The organism is Acrocarpospora sp. B8E8 (genome assembly GCF_039871605.1).
GTDB classification, from domain to species: Bacteria; Actinomycetota; Actinomycetes; order Streptosporangiales; family Streptosporangiaceae; genus Acrocarpospora; species Acrocarpospora macrocephala.
This window is the reverse complement of the sequence record NZ_JBDPLV010000013.1, coordinates 1-21,234: the sequence shown is the minus strand read 5'-3', so window position 1 is coordinate 21,234 and position 21,234 is coordinate 1. Positions and strand designations below refer to the sequence as shown.

Here is a 21,234-nt window from a genome sequence, read left to right as displayed (position 1 = left end):
TGCGCCCATCCGGGATACCCCCGAACACCCCCTGAGGCGACCCTCACGTTGACCTCCGAAAACCGATGAAGTAGCGTCGATTCCACGTGATAGAAGACTTTTTCCATATTATGGAAAGGATGTCGTCCGTGGAGATTAAAGGGCCGATGCTGGAGCGGTTCGACGAGATCCTCACGCCGGAGGCCCTCGCCTTCGTCGCCACCCTGCAGCGTGAGTTCGACGCCCGCCGCCTGGAGCTGCTCGACGCGCGGCAGGTGAAGCAGGCCGGGCTGTCCGCCGGGGGCACGCTGGACTTCCTGCCGGAGACGGCGGAGATCCGGGCGGGTGACTGGCGGGTGGCGCCGCCCGCGCCGGGTCTTGAGGACCGGCGGGTGGAGATCACCGGGCCGGTGGACCGCAAGATGACCATCAACGCGCTCAACTCGGGCGCCCAGGTGTGGCTCGCCGACTTCGAGGACGCCAACTCCCCCACCTGGGACAACGCCGTCAACGGCCAGCTCAACCTGCGGGACGCGCTGGATCGCACGATCGACTTCAGCAGCGGCGGGAAGTCGTACGCGCTGAAGGACGACGCCGAGCTGGCCACGGTCGTGGTCCGGCCGCGGGGCTGGCATCTCACCGAGAAGCACGTCACCGTGAACGGCAAGCCGGTGTCGGGATCGCTGTTCGACTTCGGGCTCTACTTCTTCCACTGCGCGCAGCGGCAGATCGACAAGGGCAAGGGGCCGTACTTCTACCTGCCGAAGATGGAATCCCATCTGGAGGCGCGGCTCTGGAACGACGTCTTCGTCCGGGCGCAGGAGCTGCTGGGCATTCCCCAAGGGACGATCCGGGCGACCGTGCTGATCGAGACCTATCCCGCGGCGTTCGAGATGGAGGAGATCCTCTACGAGCTCCGCGACCACTCCGCGGGGCTCAACGCCGGACGCTGGGACTACCTGTTCAGCGTGATCAAGAAGTTCCGTACCCGGGGGCGGGAGTTCCTGCTGCCCGAGCGGAACGCGGTGACGATGACGGCGCCGTTCATGCGCGCGTACACCGAGTTGCTGGTGCGGACCTGCCACAAGCGCGGCGCGCACGCCATCGGGGGGATGGCGGCGTTCATCCCGTCCCGCCGGGATCCCGAGGTGAACAAGGTCGCGCTGGAGAAGGTCCGGGCCGACAAGACGCGGGAGTCGGGGGACGGTTTCGATGGTTCCTGGGTGGCGCATCCCGATCTGGTGCCGATCTGCCGCGAGGTGTTCGACTCGGTGCTGGGTGAGCGGCCGAACCAGCTCGACCGGCTGCGCGAGGAGGTCAGCGTGAGCGCGGCCGATCTGCTGGCGGTCTCCAAGACGCCGGGAGAGATCACCGAGGGCGGGCTGCGCAACAACGTCGACGTCGCGCTGCGCTATCTAGCGGCGTGGATGGCCGGCAGCGGCGCGGTGGCGATCCACAACCTGATGGAGGACGCGGCGACGGCCGAGATCAGCCGCTCCCAGATCTGGCAGTGGATCAGGAGCGAGATCCGGCTCGCGGACACCAGCGCGGTGGTCACCAAGGAGCTGGTCGAGCGGATCATCACCGAGGAGCTGGCCGAGATCGCCACCGAGCCGGGGTACGACGAGGAGCGGTTTGCCCAGGCCGCGGCCCTGTTCAAGGAGGTGGCGCTGGACGATGACTTCGCCGAGTTCCTGACCCTCCCCGCGTATGCCCGTATGCCGTGACGTGAGCGAAGATGGCGGTATGACGGATTTGCTCGCCAGCCGGTTGCGGGAGGTGCTGCCGGACGAGGCCGTGATCACCGATCCGGTCCGGCTGCGCACCTACGAGTGCGACGGCCTCACCTACCACCGGGCGACGCCCGGCGTGGTGGTGCTGCCGGAGACGGCCGAGCAGATCGCCGCCGTGGTACGGCTCTGCCAGGGGTTCCGGGTTCCGTTCGTGGCCCGGGGCTCCGGCACGGGCCTGTCCGGCGGCGCGCTTCCCCGGTCGGACGGGGTGCTGATCGTGACCTCGCGCATGCGGCGCGTGCTGTCGATCGACCTGGCGAACCGCCGCGCGGTGGTCGAGCCGGGGGTGACCAACCTGGCCATCACCGAGGCGGTCAGGGCGGCCGGGTACTACTACGCGCCCGACCCCTCCAGCCAGCAGATCTGCTCCATCGGCGGCAACGTCGCGGAGAACTCGGGCGGGGCGCACTGCCTCAAATACGGCTTCACGGTCAACCATGTGCTGGGGCTTGAGCTGGTGACCCCGGATGGGGACATCGTGGAACTGTCCGACATGGACGCCGGATACGACCTGCTGGGGGCGTTCATCGGGTCGGAGGGCACGCTCGGGATCGCCACCAAGATCACGGTACGGCTGTCGCGGGCGCCCGCGGCCGTCACGACCATGCTCGCGGCGTTCACCACGATCGAGGGCGGCGGCCGGGCGGTGTCGGCGATCATCGGGGCCGGGATCGTGCCCGCCGCGATCGAGATGATGGACGCGCTGGCGATCGAGGCGGCGGAGGCCGCGGTGCGGTGCGAGTATCCGGCGGGGGCCGGGGCCGTGCTCGTGGTCGAGCTGGACGGGCCGGAGGCCGAGGTGGACCTGCAGTTCGCCGAGGTCGATCGCATCTGCCGGGAGGCGGGGGCGTTCGAGATCCGGGTGGCGGCGTCGGCGGAGGAGCGGGCGGCCATCTGGAAGGGGCGCAAGTCGGCGTTCGCGGCGGTGGGGCGGATCAGCCCGGCGTACATCGTTCAGGATGGGGTCGTGCCGCGGACCGCGCTGCCGGAGGTGCTGGCGGGGATCGATCGGTTGCAGGAGGAGTTCGGGATCCGGGTGGCGAACGTGTTCCATGCCGGGGACGGGAACCTGCATCCGCTGGTGCTGTTCGACGACGCGGTGGCCGGGGAGGGCGAGCGGGCGGAGCTGGTGAGCGGGCGCATCCTCGATCTCTGCATCGAGTACGGCGGCTCGATCACCGGCGAACACGGCGTCGGCGTCGACAAGTCCCGATATATGCCGAGAATGTTCACGGACGAGGATTTGGACACGATGCAGCTCGTCCGGTGTGCTTTCGATGTGGGGAATCTGTCGAATCCGGGGAAGGTGTTTCCGACCCCTCGGCTGTGTGGCGAGATTCCCAGGGTACGCAAGGAGCCGCATCCGTATGAGGCGGAGCTGTTCTGATGCCGCATGACGCGCTGGCCGGGACCGGGGTGACCATCCGCACGGCCGATCCCAGCGATGCGGTCGCCGGAGTTCAGCCGAAATGGGTGGCTTTGCCGGAGTCCACCGAGGAGGTCGCGGCGCTGCTCCGGGCCGCCGCCGAGCATGATCTCGCGGTGACGCCCGTGGGCGGGGGCACCAAGCTGGACTGGGGGCCGCCGCCCGAACGCTGCGACCTGCTCATCGACCTGTGCTGCATGAACGAGATCCTGGAACACGCCGCCGGCGACCTCGTCGTCCGCGTGCAGGCGGGAACGACCTTCGAATCCCTCAATCAGCAGCTTTCCACCGAGAACCAGGAACTCGCCCTGGACATCCCCGTCCCCGGCACCACCGTCGGCGGCCTGCTCGCCACCGCCCTCTCCGGCCCCCGCCGATTCCGGTACGGCACGCCACGCGACCTCGTCATCGGCATCACCGTGGTCCTCGCGGACGGCACCACCGCCCACTCCGGCGGCAAGGTCGTCAAGAACGTGGCGGGCTACGACCTGGGCAAACTCTTCACCGGCTCGTACGGCACCCTGGGCATCATCACCGAAGCGGCCTTCCGCCTCCATCCCCTTCCGCCCACCCGCAAATGGGTGACCGCCACATACCCAACCCCGGAACAAAACGACTCCCCGCCCGACTACGCCACCCTCATCGGCGCGCTGGTGACCCAGCTGGCCGCCTCGCAGGCCGAGCCGTCCGCGATCGAGCTGAACTGGTCGGCCGTTTCGCCTGGTTACACTGTGTCCGTCCTCCTCGAAGGCACGGCAGCGCCGTCCCGGGCGGCGGCCATCCAGCACGCGATGATTAATCTGGAAATATCCGGCATTGAGGCATCCAGCGGGAACGACCCAGCCCTGGGGCTGCTGTCTCGGCCGGAGATCACCGACAATCCCCCCGCATGGTGGGGAGAACTCCCCGACGACGGGATCCTGACGGAGATCAGGGTTCCTCCCGGAAGCATCGGACCGGTGCTCCGCGATGTCGCCTCGGCCTCGATGTCCGGTCACGTCTTGCGTGGATCGGCCGCGAGTGGCGTACTCCACCTGGCCGTACCGAATGAAACCCATCTGACCGCCATAGCTCGACTGCGAGACCAGGTGGAAGGCATCGGAGGGCGGCTTGTGGTGGTTTCCGGGGCGGGCAATGGGGTTGATCGGTGGGGGACGATCGGCGCCCTTGATCTGATGAAGCGGGTCAAAGCGCGCTTCGATCCGGATCGCCGGCTGTCTCCGGGGCGTTTTGTGGGAGGGATCTGATGGACCCTGAGCTGATCAAGGATTGTGTGCACTGCGGGTTCTGCCTGCCGACCTGCCCTACGTACGTGCTCTGGGGCGAGGAGATGGACTCGCCGCGCGGCCGGATCCACCTCATGCAGCAGCACGTCGAAGGCACCCCGATCACGCCCGAAATGGCCGGGCATTTCGACGCCTGCCTGGGATGTATGGCCTGTGTGACCGCGTGCCCTTCGGGCGTGCAGTACGACCGCCTGATCGAGCAGACCCGCGCCGAAGTCGAACGCGAGCACGTCCGGACCCCGCACGATCGCGCCATCCGCGGCATCGTGTTCGCCCTCTTCCCGTACCCGCGCCGCCTGCGCCTGCTGAAACTCCCGATGCGCCTGGCCGGAAAGCTGCGGCCCTTCCTGGCCCGAGTCAACCCGTCACTCGGCGCGATGGCCGAACTCGCTCCCCCACCTGCCCGCCGTATTCGCCTGCCCAGACGCGTACCCGCCCGAGGACCCTACCGGGCCACCGTCGGCCTGCTCACCGGCTGCGTGCAGGGCGAGTTCTTCCCCGGCGTCAACGCCGCCACCGCGCGCGTGCTCGCCATGGAAGGCTGCGACGTCATCATTCCCCCAGGTCAGGGCTGCTGCGGCGCGCTCTCCCTGCATTCCGGCTACGACGCCCGGAAATTCGCCAAACGCACCATCGCCACCTTCGAGCGCGCCGGCGTCGACACCATCGTGGTGAACGCGGCCGGTTGCGGCTCCACCATGAAGGACTACGCCGAGATCCTCGCCGACGAACCCGAATGGGCCGCGAGAGCCGCCGCGCTCAAGGTGCGCGACCTGGCCGAATACCTCGTCGAGCTGGGCCCCGCCGCGAAGCGCCATCCGCTGAACGTGACCGTCGCCTACCACGACGCCTGCCATCTCGCCCACGCGCAGGGCATCCGCGCCCAGCCCCGCGAATTGCTCAACGGCATTCCCGGCCTCACCGTGCGCGAGGTCGCCGAGTCGTCGATCTGCTGCGGCTCCGCCGGGACGTACAACCTGTTCCAGCCGGAAGCCGCCCGCGATCTTGGCGACCGCAAGGCGGAGCGGGTCCGCGCGACCGGTGCCGAGCTGCTGGTCTCCGCGAATCCCGGGTGCACGATGCAGATCACGGCCGCGATGCGCCGCGGCGGCGAGCAGCCGATCCCGGTCGCGCACACCGCCCAGGTGCTGGACGCGTCGCTGCGTGGCACGGCGGTGCGCGGATGAGCGTGCAGAGCGTCGATCGGACTCTGGACATCCTGGAAGCCCTGGCGGATCAGGGCGGCGAAGCGGGCCTTTCGGAGATCGCGGCCAGAACGGGGCTGCCGTACGGGACGATTCACCGGTTGCTGCAGACGTTGCTGGCCCGGGGGTATGTGCGGCAGGAGTCGGACCGGCGGTACGCGCTGGGGGGATCGCTGGTGCGGATCGGCGAGGTGGCCGAGCGTTTGGTGGGCGGGTGGGCGGAGCCGTACCTCACCAAGATGGTGGAATTGTCGGGCGAGACGGCGAATATGGCGGTGCTTGAGGGCGACTTCGTGGTGTATGTCGCGCAGGTGCCGTCGCCGCGGCGGTTGCGGATGTTCGCCGAGGTGGGGCGGCGGGTGTTACCGCATAGTACGGCCGTCGGCAAGGTTCTCCTGGCGGACCGAGCGGACGCGGCTGCCGTTTTCGGGCGGACCGGTCTCCCCCGCCGGACCGAGCATACGATCACCAGCGTGGACCGGTTGCTCGCCGAGCTGGTGACGGTCCGGGAGCGCGGATACGCGATGGATCTCGGTGAGGAGGAGCTGGGCGTGCACTGCCTGGCCGTGCCCGTCTCGGACGGAGGCCGCGTGGTGGCCGGAATGTCGGTCTCCGGACCGGCCGACCGCATCAGCGCCCTCAACCGCGACGAACTCGCCCAGGGCCTGCGGAAGATCGCCCACGATTTCGGCGCACAAGCCTTCGGATCTGGACGATAGATAGGCTCGAACCATGTGCAGAAGCATCAAAACCCTGCGTCCGCCCTTCACGGACGAGGTCACCGACGACGACATCCGGGCAGCGGCACTCCAGTACGTCCGCAAGATCTCCGGCTTCCGCGCCCCCGCCGCCCACAACGCCGCCGCCTTCGACCAGGCGGTTGCCGCCATCACCGAAGCCAGCACCGCCCTGCTGGCCTCCCTGGAAATCCGGGGCTCCCGCCCAGCCCCAACCCCCTAAGCCCCCCGGCCCGCCACCTTCTCGTGGCGGCCTTCGTTACGGCGTGCTCTTTTGACGCGGATGGAACTCGCTCGTGGGCTTCGGCGGAGTAGAGGCGAAGCCCACGGAAGGATTCCTCCCATGTTCGGACAGCACGCGTGGTGAACACGGACGCGCTGCCCCGGATCGACGATGCCGCGCTCATCCGCGCCTCGCTTGAACGCCCCGACGAGTTCGCCATCGTGTTCGACCGGCACGCGGACGAGATCCACGACTACGCCGCGCGCCGCCTCCACCGCGAACAAGCCGACGACGTCACCGCGGAGACATTCCTCATCGCGTTCCGCAAACGCCACCGCTACGACCAGACCCGCTCCGACGCCCGCCCCTGGTTGTACGGCATCGCCGCCAACCTGATCGCCGGCCATCGCCGGTCGGAGGTGCGCAGGCTCAAGGCCATGGCCCGCGCCCCGCGGGAGACCACGGTGGACGAGGAGGAGCGCAGCGCGGAACGGGCCAGCGCCGAGGCCATGCGCCCGGCGCTGGCCCTCGCCCTGGCCAAGCTCTCCGCCCAGCAGCGCGAACTGCTGCTCATGATCGCCTGGGCCGACCTCAGCTACAAGGAGGCGGCCGAGGCGATGAACATCCCCGTCGGCACGGTGCGCTCCCGGCTGCATCGGATCCGCGCCAAACTCCGAGACCACCTGGAGACCCCCAAATGAACGATGAAATCGAGCTGGTCGCCGAAATCCGTCCCGATGTCGATCCTTACGCGCCTGAAGCCAGGACCGCCGCACGCGCCCGGTTGGGGGTGATGCGGCGCAAGCCGTACCGGCTGGTGCTCGCGGGCGCCCTGGCGGTCGGCGTGGCGGCGACCGCGGTGGCCGTCATGAACGGGCCCGCGCGGGAGGCCGTTCCGGTGGCCCTGGCCACGCCGGAGATGGCGAAGATGTCCGCCGAGGAGCTGCTCGGGCGGGCCGCCGGGCAGGCCGCCGGCGATGATCTCCGGCCGCGCGCGGATCAGTACATCGAGGTCAGTTCGCAGGTCATGTACAGCGCGACTGCGGTGAGTTCGGGCGGGACGAGCCGATACCTCTACCGGAACAATCGGACCATCTGGCAGTCCGCCGACGGTTCCCGGGCGGGCGTGCTGCAAAGCGAGCGTCTGGAACCCAAGGCCTACCCTGGCTGGCCGGTTCCCGATTACGCGTGGGACAACATCGGCGAGGTCAGCTTGATGAAGCTGACTCATTGCGACACCGTGGCACCGTTGTGGGCCAGATACGACTACTTCTCGCTCAGCACGTGGCCCGATGACGTGGCCGGGATGCGGGCCCTTCTCTATGACGAAGGGCGGAACGGGAGCGGACCGGATCAGGCGGCGTGGACTGCGGTCGGGGACGTTCTTCGCGAGAACTACGTTCCGCCCGCGCAACGGGCCGCTCTGTTCAAGGCCGCCGCGACCATTCCCGGCGTCACGGTGACCGAGAACGCGCAGGACGCCGCCGGACGGCACGGGCTCGGCGCCGGGCGCGAGTTCCGGGGGATCCGCGAGGAGATCATCTTCGACGCCACGACGTATGAACTTCTCGGCGAACGTCAGGTGGTCGTCGACGCGGACCAGGCTCAGGCGCCGGTCGGCAGCCTGCTGGGGTCCACCGCCCAGCTGGAGGTGAAGATCACCGACACTGTTCCCGCCGTGGCGGACGACCCCGGCGCCGTCTGCCCGGAACCGGCTCCAAGCCCAGACCCGGCCAACGACTCCAGCGCAAGCCCCGAAACCAGCCCATATGGAACGCCGCCGAAGCCCTCGGGCACGTCGTGAAGGTCGGCACGAGGGTGGCGCGGCATCCGTTGGGGTTGGTCAGGCGCACTGGTCGAGCATCGCGGCCTTGTCGGGGGCGGTGACGGGGAGCTCGTATTTCAGGGCTACCTGGGCGAAGCGGACTGCGTAGGAGCAGCGGATCTTGCGCGTGGGTGGGAGCCAGGAGGCGGGGCCGGAGTCGCCTTTGGAGGAGTTCATGGAGCCGTCGACCGCGAGCAGGTTGAGCGGATCGTTGCTGATCTGCTTGCGTTTGGCGTCGGTCCAGCGGGACGCGCCCATCTGCCAGTCGTAGGACAGCGGCATGATGTGATCGATCTGGATCTCGGACGCGTCGGCCTTCAGCCACTCGACGGTCTGCTCGGTGTACGGATCAAAGATCGTCATCTCCACGACCACGCAATCCGACCCATCCCGATATTTCAGCTCCTGCCCGTCACGCTGGAGGATGTCGTTCCGGGTGTCACACCCATTCCGGGCGTACGGAATGTCGTCCGCGTTATCCGCCCAGGCGTACCCGAACTCATCCCGGTCGTAGCCGGTCTTCGGTCCCCGCCCCTTCGTGGCGACCTTCTCGATCAGCTCACGCGCGGCCTCACGATCCTTCGCTGAGGTGATCGCCGCGAGCCCCGGCTTGGTCCCGTCCGGATTGTCCAGGGGATTGGTGCCGGTCGCCTCGCCATCCCCGCTCTGCTTGACCCGATCGCCGGGCGAGTCCAACCCGATGCCCGCGTCCAACGGCGCACACCCACTCACCACGACAACCGCCATGATCATCCCGACGATCGCCTTGCGCACCGCTACCCCCAAGTCAAGAAATCACCAACTTAGGTATAGCAAATGCCCATAAATCCATCATTTATGGGTCACGCAGGCCATGGGAAGGGCGAGGCGGGATCAGTCCACGACCTCGCTCGGGAGGCCGAACCGGGGAAAGTCCGCGATGAGGAACGAAACCACCTCGGCGATCTTCGTACCGCGTAGCGTGAGCACGTCCAGCCCGGCCGGCGTGTATGCCGCCCGGTCCGCGTCCCACATGTACGTGCCGAAGGCCAGTTGCCCGTTCGCTTGCGCGGGAAGCATTCGCCAGCGCCTGGCCAATGGCTTATCCAGCAGGAACGCCCGGATGGCGGCACGGCCCTCGAACCATTCGGGCAGCGGCGGCATGGAGTACTTGGCGTCTTCGGTCAGCATGGAGACGATGGCGTCGACATCGCCGAGCTCCCACGCGCTCGCGTATCGCGCGGCCAGCTTTCGGACTTCGTCCTCGTCAACCGGCCTGCCCCGCTCGGGCAGGCGGTCACCGACGATGGCGCGGGCCCGCTGCAGTGCGCTGTTGACCGACGCGACCGTGGTGTCCAGCAGTTCCGCGGTCTCGGCGGCGGAGAACTCCAGAACCTCCCGGAGCACCAGGACCGCACGCTGGCGGGGCGTCAAGTGTTGCAGCGCGGCGACGAAGGCCAGCTCGATGCCCTCCCGCGCCACGTACCGGGCCTCGGGGCTCTCGGGATACGGTTCGAGCCAGACGGTCTCGGTCACCGGTGCGGTGCCCGGGGTGAGGTCGGTCGGCAACTCCCGGCGGTGCCGCTGTTCGAGCAGCGTCAGGCACCTGTTCGTGGAGATCTTGTACAGCCACGGGCGCACCGAGCCGCGGTTGTCGAAGCGGGCCAGCCCGCGCCACGCGCGGACCAGGGCTTCCTGGAGCACGTCTTCCGCGTCGTGTACCGAGCCGAGCATGCGGTAGCAGTGTGCGCGCAACTCGGCCCGGTACGGATCCACCAGGTGTTCGAAGGCGACAGGGTCTCCCGCTCGCGCCGCCTCCAGCAGCGTTTCCTGCGTTGGCATGTGTCCGCCCTCATGATCTGCGAAAGCCCGGCTCTCGACCCACCGCCGACGGTACGCGGCGATCGCGTTACGGGCGCAGGCCCGTACTCGCCTCGCCGGTGCGCGGGTCGAACGGGAAGGAGAGGTGCTGATGGATCAGCACCCACGCACCACCTCGCCGTTCGAACACCCGGGTCCCGCGTGACCAGCTCTCGGACTCCTGGCCGACGCGGACCCGGTTGAGCCCCCATGCGACCGCGAGGTCCTCCCTGACCAGGATCTTCAGGTCGGGGACGTCCCAGCTGACGTCGGCGGCCGCGTTGAGGCCACGCGCGCAGACCTCCCGCAGGGCCGCCACACCCTCGTACCGGAGTGGCGCCTCATGCTCGTACGAGACGACGTCACCGGCGATGGCGGCCATCATGTCGTCCAGGTCCTTGGCCGCGGTGGCCTCGTACCACCGCTGGTGCACCAGCCGCACCTCCTGCTCGGCCGCACCCACATCCGTGATCGGGAACGAGTGGTGCTCGTGAGCGACGACCCACCGCCCGTCCTCCTCGCGCAGGCCGAGCGTCAGCCGCAGCCGCCGGTCCGGGTCGTCGTCGGGCATGCCGCAGCGCAGCAGGGCTTGGGCGAAGGCGACGTCGTCACCAGCGGTGACGTCCAGCGACACGATCTCGAACGAAGCCCCTTGCGCCTGCCACTGAAGGAACGGCGACCACGCCTTCCGGTAGGCCTCAATGCCGCGAACCCCCTCATGCGGCGGCGGCACATCGAACATCACGATGTCCTCGGCATGATCGGCGACGACCCCTTCCAAGTCACCACCGTGGACCGCCTCGGCCCAGCGCTCGATCAGGCTGCGGATCTGCTCTTCATTGGTGGACATGAGTGCGGTCCTTCCGGGTCGATACTTCCGTCAGGACTACAACCCACGCCGATCCGGAAACTCATCGCGGATCCGGCAACTTCTTAAGCAGTTCGGCGGCCCATCGCACGCCCGGCAGTATGGTGATGACGAATCCGACGATGGGTGAACGGGATGCCTCTTGAGGGCGAGTACGAGCCGAGTCCGGCGCAGTGGGTGCGCGAACAGGTCGCGCTGTACGAGAGTTCGGGCGGCACGCAGGGGACGACGCTCTGGGACACGGGCCTGCCCGTCGTCATTCTCACGACGCGCGGCGCGAAGAGCGGCAAGATCCGCAAGATCCCGCTGATGCGCGTGGAGCACGAGGGGCGTTACGCGGCCGTGGCCTCGAAGGGCGGCTTCCCGCGTCACCCGGTCTGGTACTTCAACGTCAAGTCCGACCCGCACGTGGAGCTCCAGGATGGGTCCGTACGCCGGGACATGAAGGCCCGCGAGATCACCGGAGACGAGAAGGCCGAGTGGTGGGAGCGCGCGGTCGCCGCGTATCCGCCATACGCCGAATACCAGGAGAAGGCCAACCGCGTGATCCCCGTCTTCGTGCTGGAGCCCGTGTCCGCAGCAGGATCGGCGGACGCCCCACTGTCGTCAACGAGGACCTGATCCGCGCGGCCAGGTCAGGACGAGCATGGGCATCCGCTGGAGCCGCCTGGCGGCGGTCGAGCGCCAGCGTCGCAAAAGGCGGGGGCGTGATAACCACGACGCCGTGGTTGTCGTTTTGGCCGACAGCCACGATGCCATGGCTGTCGTTCGGCCGGCAGCCACGGCGATGGCGGGGGCGGGCGGAGCCCGCGGGTAAACAAAGGGCTGGGTGGGTGGGGAGAAATCCGGCAAGCTTCTGCGGATGTCGTACAGGTGACGGCTTAATTAGGTGATCAGGATGCCGCCATCGACTGGGAGGATGGCGCCGGTTATGTAGGAGCCGGCGCTGGATGCGAGGAAGATGGCTGCTGACACCAGTTCGGCGGGGTCGCCGGGGCGGCCCATGGGGACCCTCCGCGTGAGCATCCGGTCCAGGTAGCCATCCGGGTATTCGTCGGTCATTTCTGAGGCGAAGAAGCCGGGTTCCAAGCAGTTGACGCGGATTCCCCGGCGGGAGGTCCATTGCTGGGCGAGATCTCGGGTGAGGCCGATGATCGCCGCCTTGGACGCGCTGTAGGCGGCCTGCGGGAGTTCGGCCGTCGTCTCCCCCAGGATGCTGCCGATGTTGACGATCGAGGACCCCGGCCGCATCACCCGGGCACACGCCTGCGCCATCCAGTAACTGCCGTGCAGATTGACATCCACCACCCGCCGGAACTCCTCGGGCGACTCCTTCAGGGCAGGCACCGCCGTACCCACCCCAGCATTGTTGATCAGGACATCAACCTGACCGAACTCCCCCATGGCCGCGTCCACCAGCGCCTGGCAATCCTCCGCCACAGCCACATCAGTCGAAACAGCGAGACAGCGGCGACCGGTCTCCTCGACCAGCCGCCGCGTATCCGCCAACCGTTCCACCCGGCGGGCGCCGATCACCACATCCGCGCCCGCCTCGGCGAAGCCGCGCGCGAACGCGACCCCAAGCCCGGAGGAAGCCCCCGTGACCACTACAACCTTGCCGTCCAGCCGGAATCTCTCCAGAATCACCCGGCCACCATACCGAACCCCGTTCTACCCGTTCTAAAGGCCGTACTCCTTCACGATCCGCTCGTGCCGTTCGGCTTCGACCCCGACCTCGCGGGAGAGGTCCAGCCAGGCCAGCGGATGCACCCACTGCTCGGTCGCGTCGTCGAGCACCGCGTCCAGCTCGGCCGGAGTGACCGACGGCGGAATCGCGATCCAGCCGAACACACCGGGCAGCGGCTCACCCGTGCCCGGATGCGTGACCTTGTAGCTGTCGTCGCTGTAGACCCACATCGGCCAGCCACGCTCGGCCAGCAACTCGTTGAACTCGGTCCACTCGTGCTCACCAGGCGCGGCGCCATCGAAGAACCAGCTGGTGAAACCACCCGGCCGGAGGATGGACACCCCCGCGAACGGGATGACGAAGTTCTCGCGCTCCTCCTCGGAGTCCGGGATCGGCTCCAAGGGTCGCGGGTCCACCACGACGACGTCCCCCGCGTTGTACTCCATGCCGCGCGGCTGCGGAATCGCCAGGCGCGCGGTCGCCGGACCGGTGCGCACCGCCAGCACCTCCCGCTGGCTGCCGTCAGGCGCGGGCAGGATGGCCCGGATGAGGTGCCATTCCTCCTCGATCGGCCCTTCCGCCGACTGCAGCGGCATGCCCAGCTTGGCCGCGCCCTCGCGCACGGTCACCCAGTCCTCGGTGGCGGTGGCCAGCACGATGACGCGCCAGATGTCCTCTTCCTCACCCTCGGCGCCCTCCGCCAGCACCGGCTTGAGGATCTCGGCCGCGGCCGCGTTGTCCCCCAGATGCTGCACGGCGGCCGACCACAGCCGGCGGCCCTCGAGCCCGGCCCCGCCCTGAACGGCCAGCTCGGCCTCGGCTGAGGTCTCTTCCCACCGCTCCCTGGCCCGGTAGAGCCGCGCCAGCGCCAGATGCGACTCCGGCGAGCTCAGCCGGGAGGCCAGGTCGAGCACCCGATCGTCCTGCTCGGCCTCGATCAGCAGACCGGTCAGGTAGGCGATGTCCTCCTCTTCGGCGTTCGCCGGATCGGCGTCCACGACGATCATCTTCCAGTAGATGTCGGCGCCCACCGGCGCGTACCCCAGGAAACCCAGGGTCGTGGTGTGCCGGCGCGTGGTCTCCAGATCCTTGCCGGACTGCGGCCACAGCCAGCCCACCCAGCGCTCCGGATCCGCGGTGCGGCCGTCGGCCGCGTCGAAGTAGGCGACCAGCTCGTCCTGCGGCCCGGGCGGGGGCACCTCGGGGGCCGCGTCGGCCGCCGCGCGCAGTTCGGCGATCCGCTCGGGCAGCCCGGCCGTGGACTGCAGGTCGGGCAGCGCGGCCTCGGCCAGGTCGGCCAGCTCGCGCGCCTGCCAGGCTCCCTGCCGGGCGATCGCCAGATGCCCGGCGGTCAGCGCCAGCTCCACCCGGGCCCGATGCCCGCCCATCGTCTCGAAGTAGCTCATCCACTGCCGCATGACGCGGCCCAGCTGCCAGCTGTTGGCGATCGACGCCCCCGCCGCCAGCTTCCTGACGACCTGCGACCACTCCACCCACTCGCGCGGGTGCTCGCCGACCACGTCCAGGTCGGGCAGCGACTCGACCGCGTGCTCGATCCGCCCCAGTTCGGTGAGGATGCCGGAGTGCAGCAGCCCCTCCCGGCGTGCCTTGGCGACCGGATCGTCGGGCTTGAACCCGTTGGCGGCGTGCAGGGCGGCCAGCGCGTCCTCACCGCGGCCGACCGCCAGCAGCGCCCGGGCGGACACCGCGGCCAGCTCCCAGGAGGCCTCCCTGCCCGCGCCGCGCAGCCGCTCCACGGCCGCCTCGGCGTAGGTGACGGCCTCGGCCGGCTTGCCGTCGTCCAGCAGCGCCGACACATACTGCGTGGTGAGCCCGGAGAAGGCGAGCGAGTCGGGACCGACCGTGCCGAGCGCGCGGCCCAGGATGGCCAGGCGCTCGTCCGCGTATCCAGGCCCGTCCGTGTTGGCCAGGGTGATCGCCAGCGCCTCCGCGGCGGCCGAAGCGGCCGGGCAGTCGCTGACATCGGACCGCTGGGCGAAATCTGCCAGTTCCCGAGCGTCCGCGAGGGCGACGGCGCCGTTGGCCCGGTCACCCACCCGGCCGATCACATGCCAGTATCGCGCGAAGAGCTCCAGCCACGGCTGTTCCAGCTCCTCCGCCTGCTGCGCGACGGCTGGGGCCACGACGTCGAGCTGGCCGTATCGCCCCTCCAGCGCCTGGGCGGGCACGTCGCCCAGCGCCATCGCCAAACCGGCGTTTCCGGCTTCATGAAGTTGCCGCTGGGTGCCACCGACCCACGACCAGATGTCCACGTCCATGGGCAGTCAGTCTGCCAGGTCACCGACCATGTCCCAAACGCGCGCGCGTCAACGCCGAACCCACCCGCCACAAGAGATGGATACGCCCCCAAATGCCGCGTTCTTCGGGGCTTTTAGGTCTAAATCGCGATGTCGTGGTACTCACCGGAGGCGACCAGAGCGGCCGGACCGGTGAGGTAACTGGTGTCGGGGTCGAGTGTGATCTTCAGGGTGCCGCCGAGCACGCGGACCTTCCAGACCCCGGTCTTCTCACCGGAGGCGTACGCGGCCGCCACGGCGGTGGCCACCGCGCCGGTGCCGCAGGAGCGGGTCTCGCCGGAGCCGCGCTCGTAGACGCGCATGGAGACGGCGTGGTCGCCCACCGGGTTGATCAGCTCGATGTTGACGCCGTCGGGGTAGACCGCGTGGTCATAGCGTGGCTGGGCGTCCAGATCGAGCTCGGTGACCGGGTCGTCGATCACGCAGGCCAGGTGCGGATTGCCCATGTTCACGTTCAGACCGCGATACTCCCGCCCGTTCAGCCAGGTACGGCTCTCGCCGAGGATCTTGGGCCGGCCCATGTCGACGGTCACGTCCCCCGCCATGCCGAGCCTGACCCGCTTCACGCCATCCCGGGTCGCGACGCCGAACTCCCCGGCGGTGGCCAGCCCCGCGTCGACGAGGTAGCGGGCGAAGACGCGCACGCCGTTCCCGCACATCTCGGCCACGCTGCCGTCGGCGTTGCGATAGTCCATGAACCACTCGGCCTGGGCGGCGTATCGCTCGGCCTCGGCCACGAACGTGGACGGCACGACCCGCAGGATTCCGTCGCCGCCGATCCCGGCCCGCCGGTCGCACAACCGGGAGACCAGCTCCGCGGACAGGTCCAGCCGCCCTTCGGGATCAGGCAGGATGACGAAGTCGTTCTCCGTCCCATGCCCCTTCACAAACCGCATGTCGCCAGCCTAGCGGCCTGATCGACAAGGTCAGGCGCGTCATACGGCAGCCACCGCACCCGGGGATCGCGGCGGAACCAGGACTCCTGCCGGCGCGCGAACCTCCTGGTCGCCCTGACCGTTTCGGCCCGCGCCTCCTCTTCCGACCACTCGCCGTCCAGAAACCGCAGCACCTGGGCATACCCGAGGGCTCGGCTGGCGGTCAGCCCGCCCGCCAGGCCCTCTTCCCTGAGCGTACGGACTTCGTCCACGAACCCTGCCTCCCACATGCGCTCGACCCGGAGCTCGATCCGCTCGTCCAGCTCCGGCCGGGGGACTTCCAGGCCGATCTGGACGCTCGGGTAGACCGAGTCGTAGGACGGCATCGTGGCCGAGAACGGGCGGCCGGAGAACTCGATGACCTCCAGGGCGCGGACGATGCGGCGGCCGTTGGTGGGCAGGATCGCGGCGGCGGCGGCCGGATCGGCTTCGGCCAGCCGGGCGTACAGGGCGGCTGGGCCCGACTCGGCCAGCTCGCGCTCCAGCCGGGAGCGGATGTCGGGGTCCGTCCCCGGGAACTCAAGATCGTCCAGCGCCGCCCGGACGTACAGACCTGAGCCGCCGACCAGGATCGCGGCCACGCCCCTGCTCCGCAGGTCGTGGATCAGCGGGCGGACCAGCTTCTGGTACTCGGCGACACTGGCCGTGCGAGTAACGTCCCATATGTCGAGTAAATGATGCAATACACCTTTTCGTTCGGGGATGGTCAGCTTGGCCGTACCGATATCCATTCCTCGGTAAAGCTGCATCGAGTCCGCGTTGATGGCCTCGCCGCCCAGCCGCAACGCCAAATCGACGGCCAGATCGGACTTTCCGGCCGCCGTGGGCCCCACGACGGCGATCACTGGTAGCTGCCCCACCCGGTAAGTGTCCCAAGCCCCGGGGTAACAATTAGTCGTACGGTGCCACGTCGCGCCGCGAAACGGGGGATTTCAAGATGTCGATCTTCGACAAAGTCAAGGAGAAGCTCGTCGGCCACGCCGACAAGGTGGAGGACGCCGCCAACAAGGGCGTCGACAAGGCGGCGGACATCGCCAAGGAGAAGACCGGCGGCACGTACGACAAGTACGTCGACACCGCCGCCGAAAAGGCCAAGGAGGCCACCGACAAGATCGACGGCCAGCCCGGCTGATCCCGCCCTGACGGCGCCAGTCACACTCGCGGAGGACACAATGTCGTTCTTTCACAAGGTACGGGAGATCTTCGGCGGCGCCGGAGACAAGGTGCGGAACACCCCCTCGCAGCCGAAGGCCACCGGCGAGAACGTCAGGATGCGCCAGGGCGCGGACTCCGCCAAGGATCGGGCCGACGGCATGAAGCAGGACCCGCGGAACAAGTCCGGCGGCATGCGCGACAAGGTCGAGGACAAGGTCATGGACGGCATCGACAGCGCCGCACGCGCAGCCGACAGGGCCACGGGCGGCAAATACCGCGACCAGATCAACAAGGGCGCCGACGCCGCCAGAAGGGCCGCCGACAAGATCGACGGCGAGCCCGGCTAACCCCCACCCACCACTGGAGCCGCCCTAACCTAGGGGCGGCTCCTGCTTCACCCCAAACGGCATGTCAGCCCGGCCCGCTTTCGCCACCTCGCTCTACTCCCCAAGGTGCGACCATGGCTTTCGCGGCTCCGCTTTGCCCCCAAAACACATGTGCGACCCGGCCCACGCTTTCACGGCCACCCCGCTTCACGGGACTGAGGCGGCATCAACCCCCACGCACAACCGCTGAACGGACTAGCCCGCGAAACTCTGCCAGGCCGCCCAGAGGCCTCCCCGAAGCCCCACACAGAACGGTGGGCCTCCCTCCTAGAAGAGCGCCAACGGCAGCTGGCCTTCGTGAGTGAGCAGCCAGCGCTTGGACTCCACGCCGTCGCCGCCGCTGAACCCGCCGAGCCCATCCCCTGCCACGACGCGATGGCACGGCACGATGATCGGAATCGGATTGCTTCCCATGATCGATCCGATCCCCCTGGCGGGCACGCCCGTCTCGTCGGCCAGATCGCCGTAGGTGACCACCTTGCCGAACGGCACCGACTCATAAAGCAGCCCGAGCACGCGGCGCTGGCTTCCCGACATCAACCGCCAGTCGACGGCGACGGTGAACTCCCGTAACTCGCCCGCGAAGTAGGCCGCCAGTTCCGCCCGCACCTGGCTCACCCGCGCGTCATCCTCGACGATCGGCAACCCTAACCGCGCGGCGAACCGCTCTCGAGCCCGCTTGGAGTCCCGGAAGTTCATCCCCGCGACCCCGGCCGGAGTGACTGCGGCCAGCACATCTCCCAGGTCGGTGGGAACACTCCCGAAGGCAACCGTCTCAGTCATGCCCTCATTCTCCGCCCTGCCACCGACAGTTTCGGCGCGGGCGATTCCGGCGCGAGACATAGAGAGGCCCGTGCGGAATACCGCACCGCACGGGCCTTTCTGAGCGAGGGCTTCCCCGATCCCTCACCCACGAAACCTGCCGAATCGACGAGGCGTCCGTAGCCGGAAGCGCGGGGTTTCACTCCGGCGACGCCGTGATCTTGCCCTGTGCAACCTGGACGGTAATGGCCTTTCCCGACCGGGTGGCACACGACGGGGTGATGCCTCGTATTAAGAGGAAAGTCGCGATCTGGACAGCTGCGGCGGTGAGTCGATGGCCGACGGCTGCCCCTGGGACAGCTTCTGGTTAATAGCCGCCGACCGGGCCTCCGGGTTCGACCGCGCCCGCGCCGCTGCCCCGGTCGATCTCGTCAGGGTTGTCAGTGGGGCCTGTCGTGGGTTTGGGCTTGGTAGTCGCGGGGGTCTTGGGGGTTGTTTCGGTTGGTTTGTCCTTCTTGGTGGTGGAGTTCTGGGCGGGGGGATCGGCTTGGCCGCCTTGGGCGCTGTTGCCCGGGTCACCACCGGCGGGATTGGCCTCCGGCTCGGTGGACCCGTCCGGTTCTCCGGATTCGGCGGGGTCTTCCGCGGGATCGTCGGCGAGCGGAGCGGTGGCGTCCTCCGAAGTGGTAGAGGTAGGGGCTGGTTGCGTGACAGGAGTGTCGTTACTGGACATCGCGTACACAACCCCGCCACCCCCCACGGCGGCCGCCACCAGGGCGACGCCGATCAGGATGGCGCGAGGATTGCCGCGCGAGCGCGGTCGTTTGGGGCGGTTTCTGCCGGTTGGCGTGGATCCGTCCATCGGGGGAACTCCCTGCGGGTTGGCTGCTGCTCGGGAACCTCAACGGCTTCCGAAGGGTTCCGCCAGACTAGCCAAGAACAAGAAAGAGATGCACAAAAATGATGTTTTAGGCATCTAACGGGCAGGTCAGGGGCGGTTTCGGACGAATCGGCCGGGGACAAATCCCGGCGACGGTCTCCGGCATGCCCGGCCTCGACGCCAAGGCTAGGGGGCCCAGCGGGGACGAATCAGCGGGAGCCGAAGTTCTGGGTCCACCACGGGCCGCCGGTGCCGAGCCGTACGCCGATGCCGATGGCTTTGAGGTCGCAGTTCATGATGTTGGCGCGGTGACCGGGACTGTCAAGCCAGGCGTCGACCACCTCGCGGGGGGTGCGCTGACCTCGGGCGATGTTCTCGGCGGCGGGGTAGGCGTAGCCGGTGGCCCTGATCCGGTCCCACGGGGAACGGCCGTCGAGCGAATCGTGGCTGAAGTAGCGGCGCGCGGCCATGTCGGCGGAGTGCGCCCGGGCGGCTGTGCGCAACCGTTCTTCCGTACGCAACGCTCTGCACCCTTCCCGCTGGCGAGCGGCATTGGTCAACCGCACGGCCTCGTCTTCCAGCGACCGCTGCGCCGCGTCCGTCCGGCGTTCCGGTTGGGTCGGGGAGGTGGCGGAACGTTTGGGAACACTGCCGAGACGTCCGGATTTATCCTCAGATCCCCGTGCGTCGGCAACAGCGGACCCGGGCTTGGAGATTCTCCGCGCCTTGGCCGTTGGACTCGGCTTGCGTGGTTTGGAACCGCTGGCGGACGGCTTCGTGGGCACCACGTACGAGTCGACCGGAACCGGTGATTCCTCCGTCAGATCCCCGGCCACCCGGCTACCACTCGATCCGCACCCGACCGCACCGAACACGAGAGCGCTCAGGCCGATGGCCAACCAGGCACTGCGCCGCCCAAACCGGGGCATCCGCGAACCCTCCTTGCCGATGTCTTGGGGAAATCCGTGCCTCCCGCGTGGATGAGCGACCACACTAAACCCAATAACGAATTCACGGCGCAGGAATCACGAAAGAATTACGACATTGCCGGACTTCTCATCACCACGCACAAACTGGCCCCGAACGTTGCTGGCCACGGCAGGCGCAACCACCGTCCTCGCCACCGCCGGCTTAGGCGTCTGGCTCGCCATCACCTTCGAAGAGACCTCCGGCCAAACGCCCTTCACAGAACAAACTTCCAGCCAAAACGCCCTCCCTCCATCAGGCGGCCCAGTCCCCCCAGACGATCACCAAACCCCCACCCCACCTCCCATAACCCCGCTGCCCACACTCCCCGAAGCCCTCACCAACCTAGGCCCCCTGGCCGGCGGCCTCCTCGGCTCCCGCCCCCTCCCACTCCCCACCCTCAAACCCCCACCAACCGCCCCTACCCCCATCAAAAGCAAGATCAGCCTGCCCCCCAGACCCCTCCCACCCGCGACAACCCAGGCAACAAGGCCAAAACCAACCACAAGAATCCCCGACCCTTGTGCCACCTTCCACGACATCCGCCGCGACTACTGCTACGAAGTCCTGCACGAAATCACCGGTCAGTGACGGTGGTGATTCGGCGCAATGAGTCCCGAAGGCAACCCGATAGTCCTGATTAGGGCTGGGCGGATGGGAGAACCATCGGCGACCTAATCAACAAGTGCTCACACCCCCGGCGAACAGGGGTGGGCACGACATCCCAGCAGCGATCAACTTTCCCGGCCGACCGGAGGGGGCACGATCTTTGTTCAGGGCTCCCGAAGGGCCCAGGGAGGGAGGGTGCTCACCCACCGGCGGCTCCCTGGCACCAAGTCTGCCCGAAGGCAAACCCGATAACTCTGATTAGGGAGGGTGGTGGGAGAACCACGGTGACGGCGGAGGCGGGGCGGAAGCCGGCGAGGGCGGGACGGAAGCCCCGAGGTAGATCAAAGGGCTGGGT

At 68.4% G+C, this 21,234-nt stretch carries 21 protein-coding genes; 11 read left to right on the top strand and 10 right to left on the bottom strand.

Going from position 1 to position 21,234, the window contains the following annotated elements:
- Positions 1-110: 110 nt before the first annotated feature.
- The 8 genes from aceB to ABGB08_RS14425 all read left to right on the top strand — a co-directional run bounded on the left by aceB (position 111) and on the right by ABGB08_RS14425 (position 8,453).
- Positions 111-1,706: a malate synthase A gene (gene aceB / locus ABGB08_RS14460; RefSeq protein ID WP_347590337.1), complete on the top strand. Its 1,596-nt coding sequence runs from the start codon at positions 111-113 to the stop codon at positions 1,704-1,706.
- A gap of 19 nt (positions 1,707-1,725) precedes the next feature.
- Entirely contained in the window at positions 1,726-3,159 is a 1,434-nt protein-coding gene (locus ABGB08_RS14455; RefSeq protein WP_347590335.1) for an FAD-linked oxidase C-terminal domain-containing protein, read from the top strand.
- Positions 3,159-4,445: an FAD-binding oxidoreductase gene (locus ABGB08_RS14450; RefSeq protein WP_347590333.1), complete on the top strand. Its 1,287-nt coding sequence runs from the start codon at positions 3,159-3,161 to the stop codon at positions 4,443-4,445. Before ABGB08_RS14455 ends, ABGB08_RS14450 begins: the two co-directional genes overlap by 1 nt.
- Positions 4,445-5,671 carry a heterodisulfide reductase-related iron-sulfur binding cluster gene (locus ABGB08_RS14445; RefSeq protein ID WP_155360582.1) on the top strand — a complete coding sequence of 409 codons (1,227 nt, stop codon included), beginning with the start codon at positions 4,445-4,447 and terminating at the stop codon, positions 5,669-5,671. Before ABGB08_RS14450 ends, ABGB08_RS14445 begins: the two co-directional genes overlap by 1 nt.
- Positions 5,668-6,408 (top strand): IclR family transcriptional regulator, encoded by a 741-nt coding sequence (locus tag ABGB08_RS14440; RefSeq protein ID WP_347590330.1) that lies wholly within the window; start codon positions 5,668-5,670, stop codon positions 6,406-6,408. Before ABGB08_RS14445 ends, ABGB08_RS14440 begins: the two co-directional genes overlap by 4 nt.
- Before the next feature lie 13 nt (positions 6,409-6,421).
- Positions 6,422-6,649 carry a DUF2277 family protein gene (locus tag ABGB08_RS14435; RefSeq protein ID WP_155351989.1) on the top strand — a complete coding sequence of 76 codons (228 nt, stop codon included), beginning with the start codon at positions 6,422-6,424 and terminating at the stop codon, positions 6,647-6,649.
- Between the two features lie 140 nt (positions 6,650-6,789).
- Entirely contained in the window at positions 6,790-7,350 is a 561-nt protein-coding gene (locus tag ABGB08_RS14430; RefSeq protein WP_347590328.1) for an RNA polymerase sigma factor, read from the top strand.
- Positions 7,347-8,453, top strand: coding sequence for a CU044_5270 family protein (locus ABGB08_RS14425; RefSeq protein WP_347590326.1), 1,107 nt, complete (start codon positions 7,347-7,349; stop codon positions 8,451-8,453). Before ABGB08_RS14430 ends, ABGB08_RS14425 begins: the two co-directional genes overlap by 4 nt.
- A gap of 39 nt (positions 8,454-8,492) precedes the next feature.
- Here the strand turns inward: ABGB08_RS14425 and ABGB08_RS14420 are convergent, their stop codons facing one another.
- From ABGB08_RS14420 to ABGB08_RS14410, 3 genes are all read right to left on the bottom strand, one after another.
- A complete protein-coding gene (locus ABGB08_RS14420) occupies positions 8,493-9,248 on the bottom strand; it encodes an HNH endonuclease family protein (protein WP_347590324.1) in 756 nt (251 codons plus the stop codon).
- Positions 9,249-9,347: 99 nt separating this feature from the next.
- Positions 9,348-10,295 carry a sigma-70 family RNA polymerase sigma factor gene (locus ABGB08_RS14415; RefSeq protein ID WP_347590322.1) on the bottom strand — a complete coding sequence of 316 codons (948 nt, stop codon included), beginning with the start codon at positions 10,293-10,295 and terminating at the stop codon, positions 9,348-9,350.
- Positions 10,296-10,362: 67 nt separating this feature from the next.
- A complete protein-coding gene (locus ABGB08_RS14410) occupies positions 10,363-11,163 on the bottom strand; it encodes an SgcJ/EcaC family oxidoreductase (protein WP_347590320.1) in 801 nt (266 codons plus the stop codon).
- A 153-nt stretch (positions 11,164-11,316) separates the two neighbouring features.
- Here ABGB08_RS14410 and ABGB08_RS14405 point away from each other — a divergent pair, with 153 nt between their 5' ends.
- Complete coding sequence (locus tag ABGB08_RS14405) at positions 11,317-11,802, top strand: nitroreductase family deazaflavin-dependent oxidoreductase (protein WP_347590318.1); 486 nt, start codon at positions 11,317-11,319, stop codon at positions 11,800-11,802.
- 264 nt (positions 11,803-12,066) lie between these two features.
- Here the strand turns inward: ABGB08_RS14405 and ABGB08_RS14400 are convergent, their stop codons facing one another.
- From ABGB08_RS14400 to miaA, 4 genes are all read right to left on the bottom strand, one after another.
- A complete protein-coding gene (locus tag ABGB08_RS14400; RefSeq protein ID WP_347590316.1) occupies positions 12,067-12,828 on the bottom strand; it encodes an SDR family oxidoreductase in 762 nt (253 codons plus the stop codon).
- 33 nt (positions 12,829-12,861) lie between these two features.
- Positions 12,862-15,147, bottom strand: a complete 2,286-nt coding sequence (locus tag ABGB08_RS14395; RefSeq protein ID WP_347590314.1) for a tetratricopeptide repeat protein — start codon at positions 15,145-15,147, stop codon at positions 12,862-12,864.
- Positions 15,148-15,266: 119 nt separating this feature from the next.
- Positions 15,267-16,082: a diaminopimelate epimerase gene (gene dapF / locus ABGB08_RS14390; protein ID WP_347590312.1), complete on the bottom strand. Its 816-nt coding sequence runs from the start codon at positions 16,080-16,082 to the stop codon at positions 15,267-15,269.
- The gene (miaA, locus tag ABGB08_RS14385) at positions 16,070-16,981 is read right to left on the bottom strand and encodes a tRNA (adenosine(37)-N6)-dimethylallyltransferase MiaA (protein ID WP_347590310.1); all 912 of its coding nucleotides are present in this window, start codon (positions 16,979-16,981) and stop codon (positions 16,070-16,072) included. Before miaA ends, dapF begins: the two co-directional genes overlap by 13 nt.
- Positions 16,982-17,058: 77 nt before the next feature.
- Between miaA and ABGB08_RS14380 the strand changes: the two genes are divergently transcribed.
- Together ABGB08_RS14380 and ABGB08_RS14375 are read left to right on the top strand one after the other, a co-directional pair.
- Positions 17,059-17,253, top strand: a complete 195-nt coding sequence (locus tag ABGB08_RS14380) for an antitoxin (RefSeq protein WP_347590308.1) — start codon at positions 17,059-17,061, stop codon at positions 17,251-17,253.
- A 40-nt stretch (positions 17,254-17,293) separates the two neighbouring features.
- On the top strand, positions 17,294-17,623 hold the full coding sequence (locus ABGB08_RS14375) for an Rv0909 family putative TA system antitoxin (protein WP_347590306.1): 330 nt from the start codon (positions 17,294-17,296) through the stop codon (positions 17,621-17,623).
- A gap of 306 nt (positions 17,624-17,929) precedes the next feature.
- Here ABGB08_RS14375 and ABGB08_RS14370 read toward each other — a convergent pair whose 3' ends face one another.
- The 3 genes from ABGB08_RS14370 to ABGB08_RS14360 form a co-directional block, all read right to left on the bottom strand.
- Positions 17,930-18,445 carry a methylated-DNA--[protein]-cysteine S-methyltransferase gene (locus ABGB08_RS14370; protein ID WP_347590304.1) on the bottom strand — a complete coding sequence of 172 codons (516 nt, stop codon included), beginning with the start codon at positions 18,443-18,445 and terminating at the stop codon, positions 17,930-17,932.
- Between the two features lie 346 nt (positions 18,446-18,791).
- Complete coding sequence (locus ABGB08_RS14365; RefSeq protein WP_347590302.1) at positions 18,792-19,286, bottom strand: hypothetical protein; 495 nt, start codon at positions 19,284-19,286, stop codon at positions 18,792-18,794.
- A 227-nt stretch (positions 19,287-19,513) separates the two neighbouring features.
- Complete coding sequence (locus ABGB08_RS14360) at positions 19,514-20,233, bottom strand: CAP domain-containing protein (protein WP_347590300.1); 720 nt, start codon at positions 20,231-20,233, stop codon at positions 19,514-19,516.
- Positions 20,234-21,234 lie beyond the last annotated feature (1,001 nt).

Excerpts from the sequence above, each read along its gene's own strand:
- ABGB08_RS14445 (WP_155360582.1), top strand. The coding sequence starts at position 4,445 with ATGGACCCTGAGCTGATCAAGGATTGTGTGCACTGCGGGTTCTGCCTG.
- ABGB08_RS14435 (WP_155351989.1), top strand. The coding sequence starts at position 6,422 with ATGTGCAGAAGCATCAAAACCCTGCGTCCGCCCTTCACGGACGAGGTC.
- aceB (WP_347590337.1), top strand. The coding sequence starts at position 111 with ATGGAAAGGATGTCGTCCGTGGAGATTAAAGGGCCGATGCTGGAGCGG.
- ABGB08_RS14405 (WP_347590318.1), top strand. The coding sequence starts at position 11,317 with ATGCCTCTTGAGGGCGAGTACGAGCCGAGTCCGGCGCAGTGGGTGCGC.
- dapF (WP_347590312.1), bottom strand. The coding sequence starts at position 16,082 with ATGCGGTTTGTGAAGGGGCATGGGACGGAGAACGACTTCGTCATCCTG.
- ABGB08_RS14360 (WP_347590300.1), bottom strand. The coding sequence starts at position 20,233 with ATGCCCCGGTTTGGGCGGCGCAGTGCCTGGTTGGCCATCGGCCTGAGC.
- ABGB08_RS14370 (WP_347590304.1), bottom strand. The coding sequence starts at position 18,445 with ATGACTGAGACGGTTGCCTTCGGGAGTGTTCCCACCGACCTGGGAGAT.
- ABGB08_RS14455 (WP_347590335.1), top strand. The coding sequence starts at position 1,726 with ATGACGGATTTGCTCGCCAGCCGGTTGCGGGAGGTGCTGCCGGACGAG.
- ABGB08_RS14425 (WP_347590326.1), top strand. The coding sequence starts at position 7,347 with ATGAACGATGAAATCGAGCTGGTCGCCGAAATCCGTCCCGATGTCGAT.
- ABGB08_RS14440 (WP_347590330.1), top strand. The coding sequence starts at position 5,668 with ATGAGCGTGCAGAGCGTCGATCGGACTCTGGACATCCTGGAAGCCCTG.
- ABGB08_RS14415 (WP_347590322.1), bottom strand. The coding sequence starts at position 10,295 with ATGCCAACGCAGGAAACGCTGCTGGAGGCGGCGCGAGCGGGAGACCCT.
- ABGB08_RS14380 (WP_347590308.1), top strand. The coding sequence starts at position 17,059 with ATGTCGATCTTCGACAAAGTCAAGGAGAAGCTCGTCGGCCACGCCGAC.
- ABGB08_RS14395 (WP_347590314.1), bottom strand. The coding sequence starts at position 15,147 with ATGGACGTGGACATCTGGTCGTGGGTCGGTGGCACCCAGCGGCAACTT.
- ABGB08_RS14450 (WP_347590333.1), top strand. The coding sequence starts at position 3,159 with ATGCCGCATGACGCGCTGGCCGGGACCGGGGTGACCATCCGCACGGCC.
- ABGB08_RS14375 (WP_347590306.1), top strand. The coding sequence starts at position 17,294 with ATGTCGTTCTTTCACAAGGTACGGGAGATCTTCGGCGGCGCCGGAGAC.
- ABGB08_RS14365 (WP_347590302.1), bottom strand. The coding sequence starts at position 19,286 with ATGGACGGATCCACGCCAACCGGCAGAAACCGCCCCAAACGACCGCGC.
- ABGB08_RS14410 (WP_347590320.1), bottom strand. The coding sequence starts at position 11,163 with ATGTCCACCAATGAAGAGCAGATCCGCAGCCTGATCGAGCGCTGGGCC.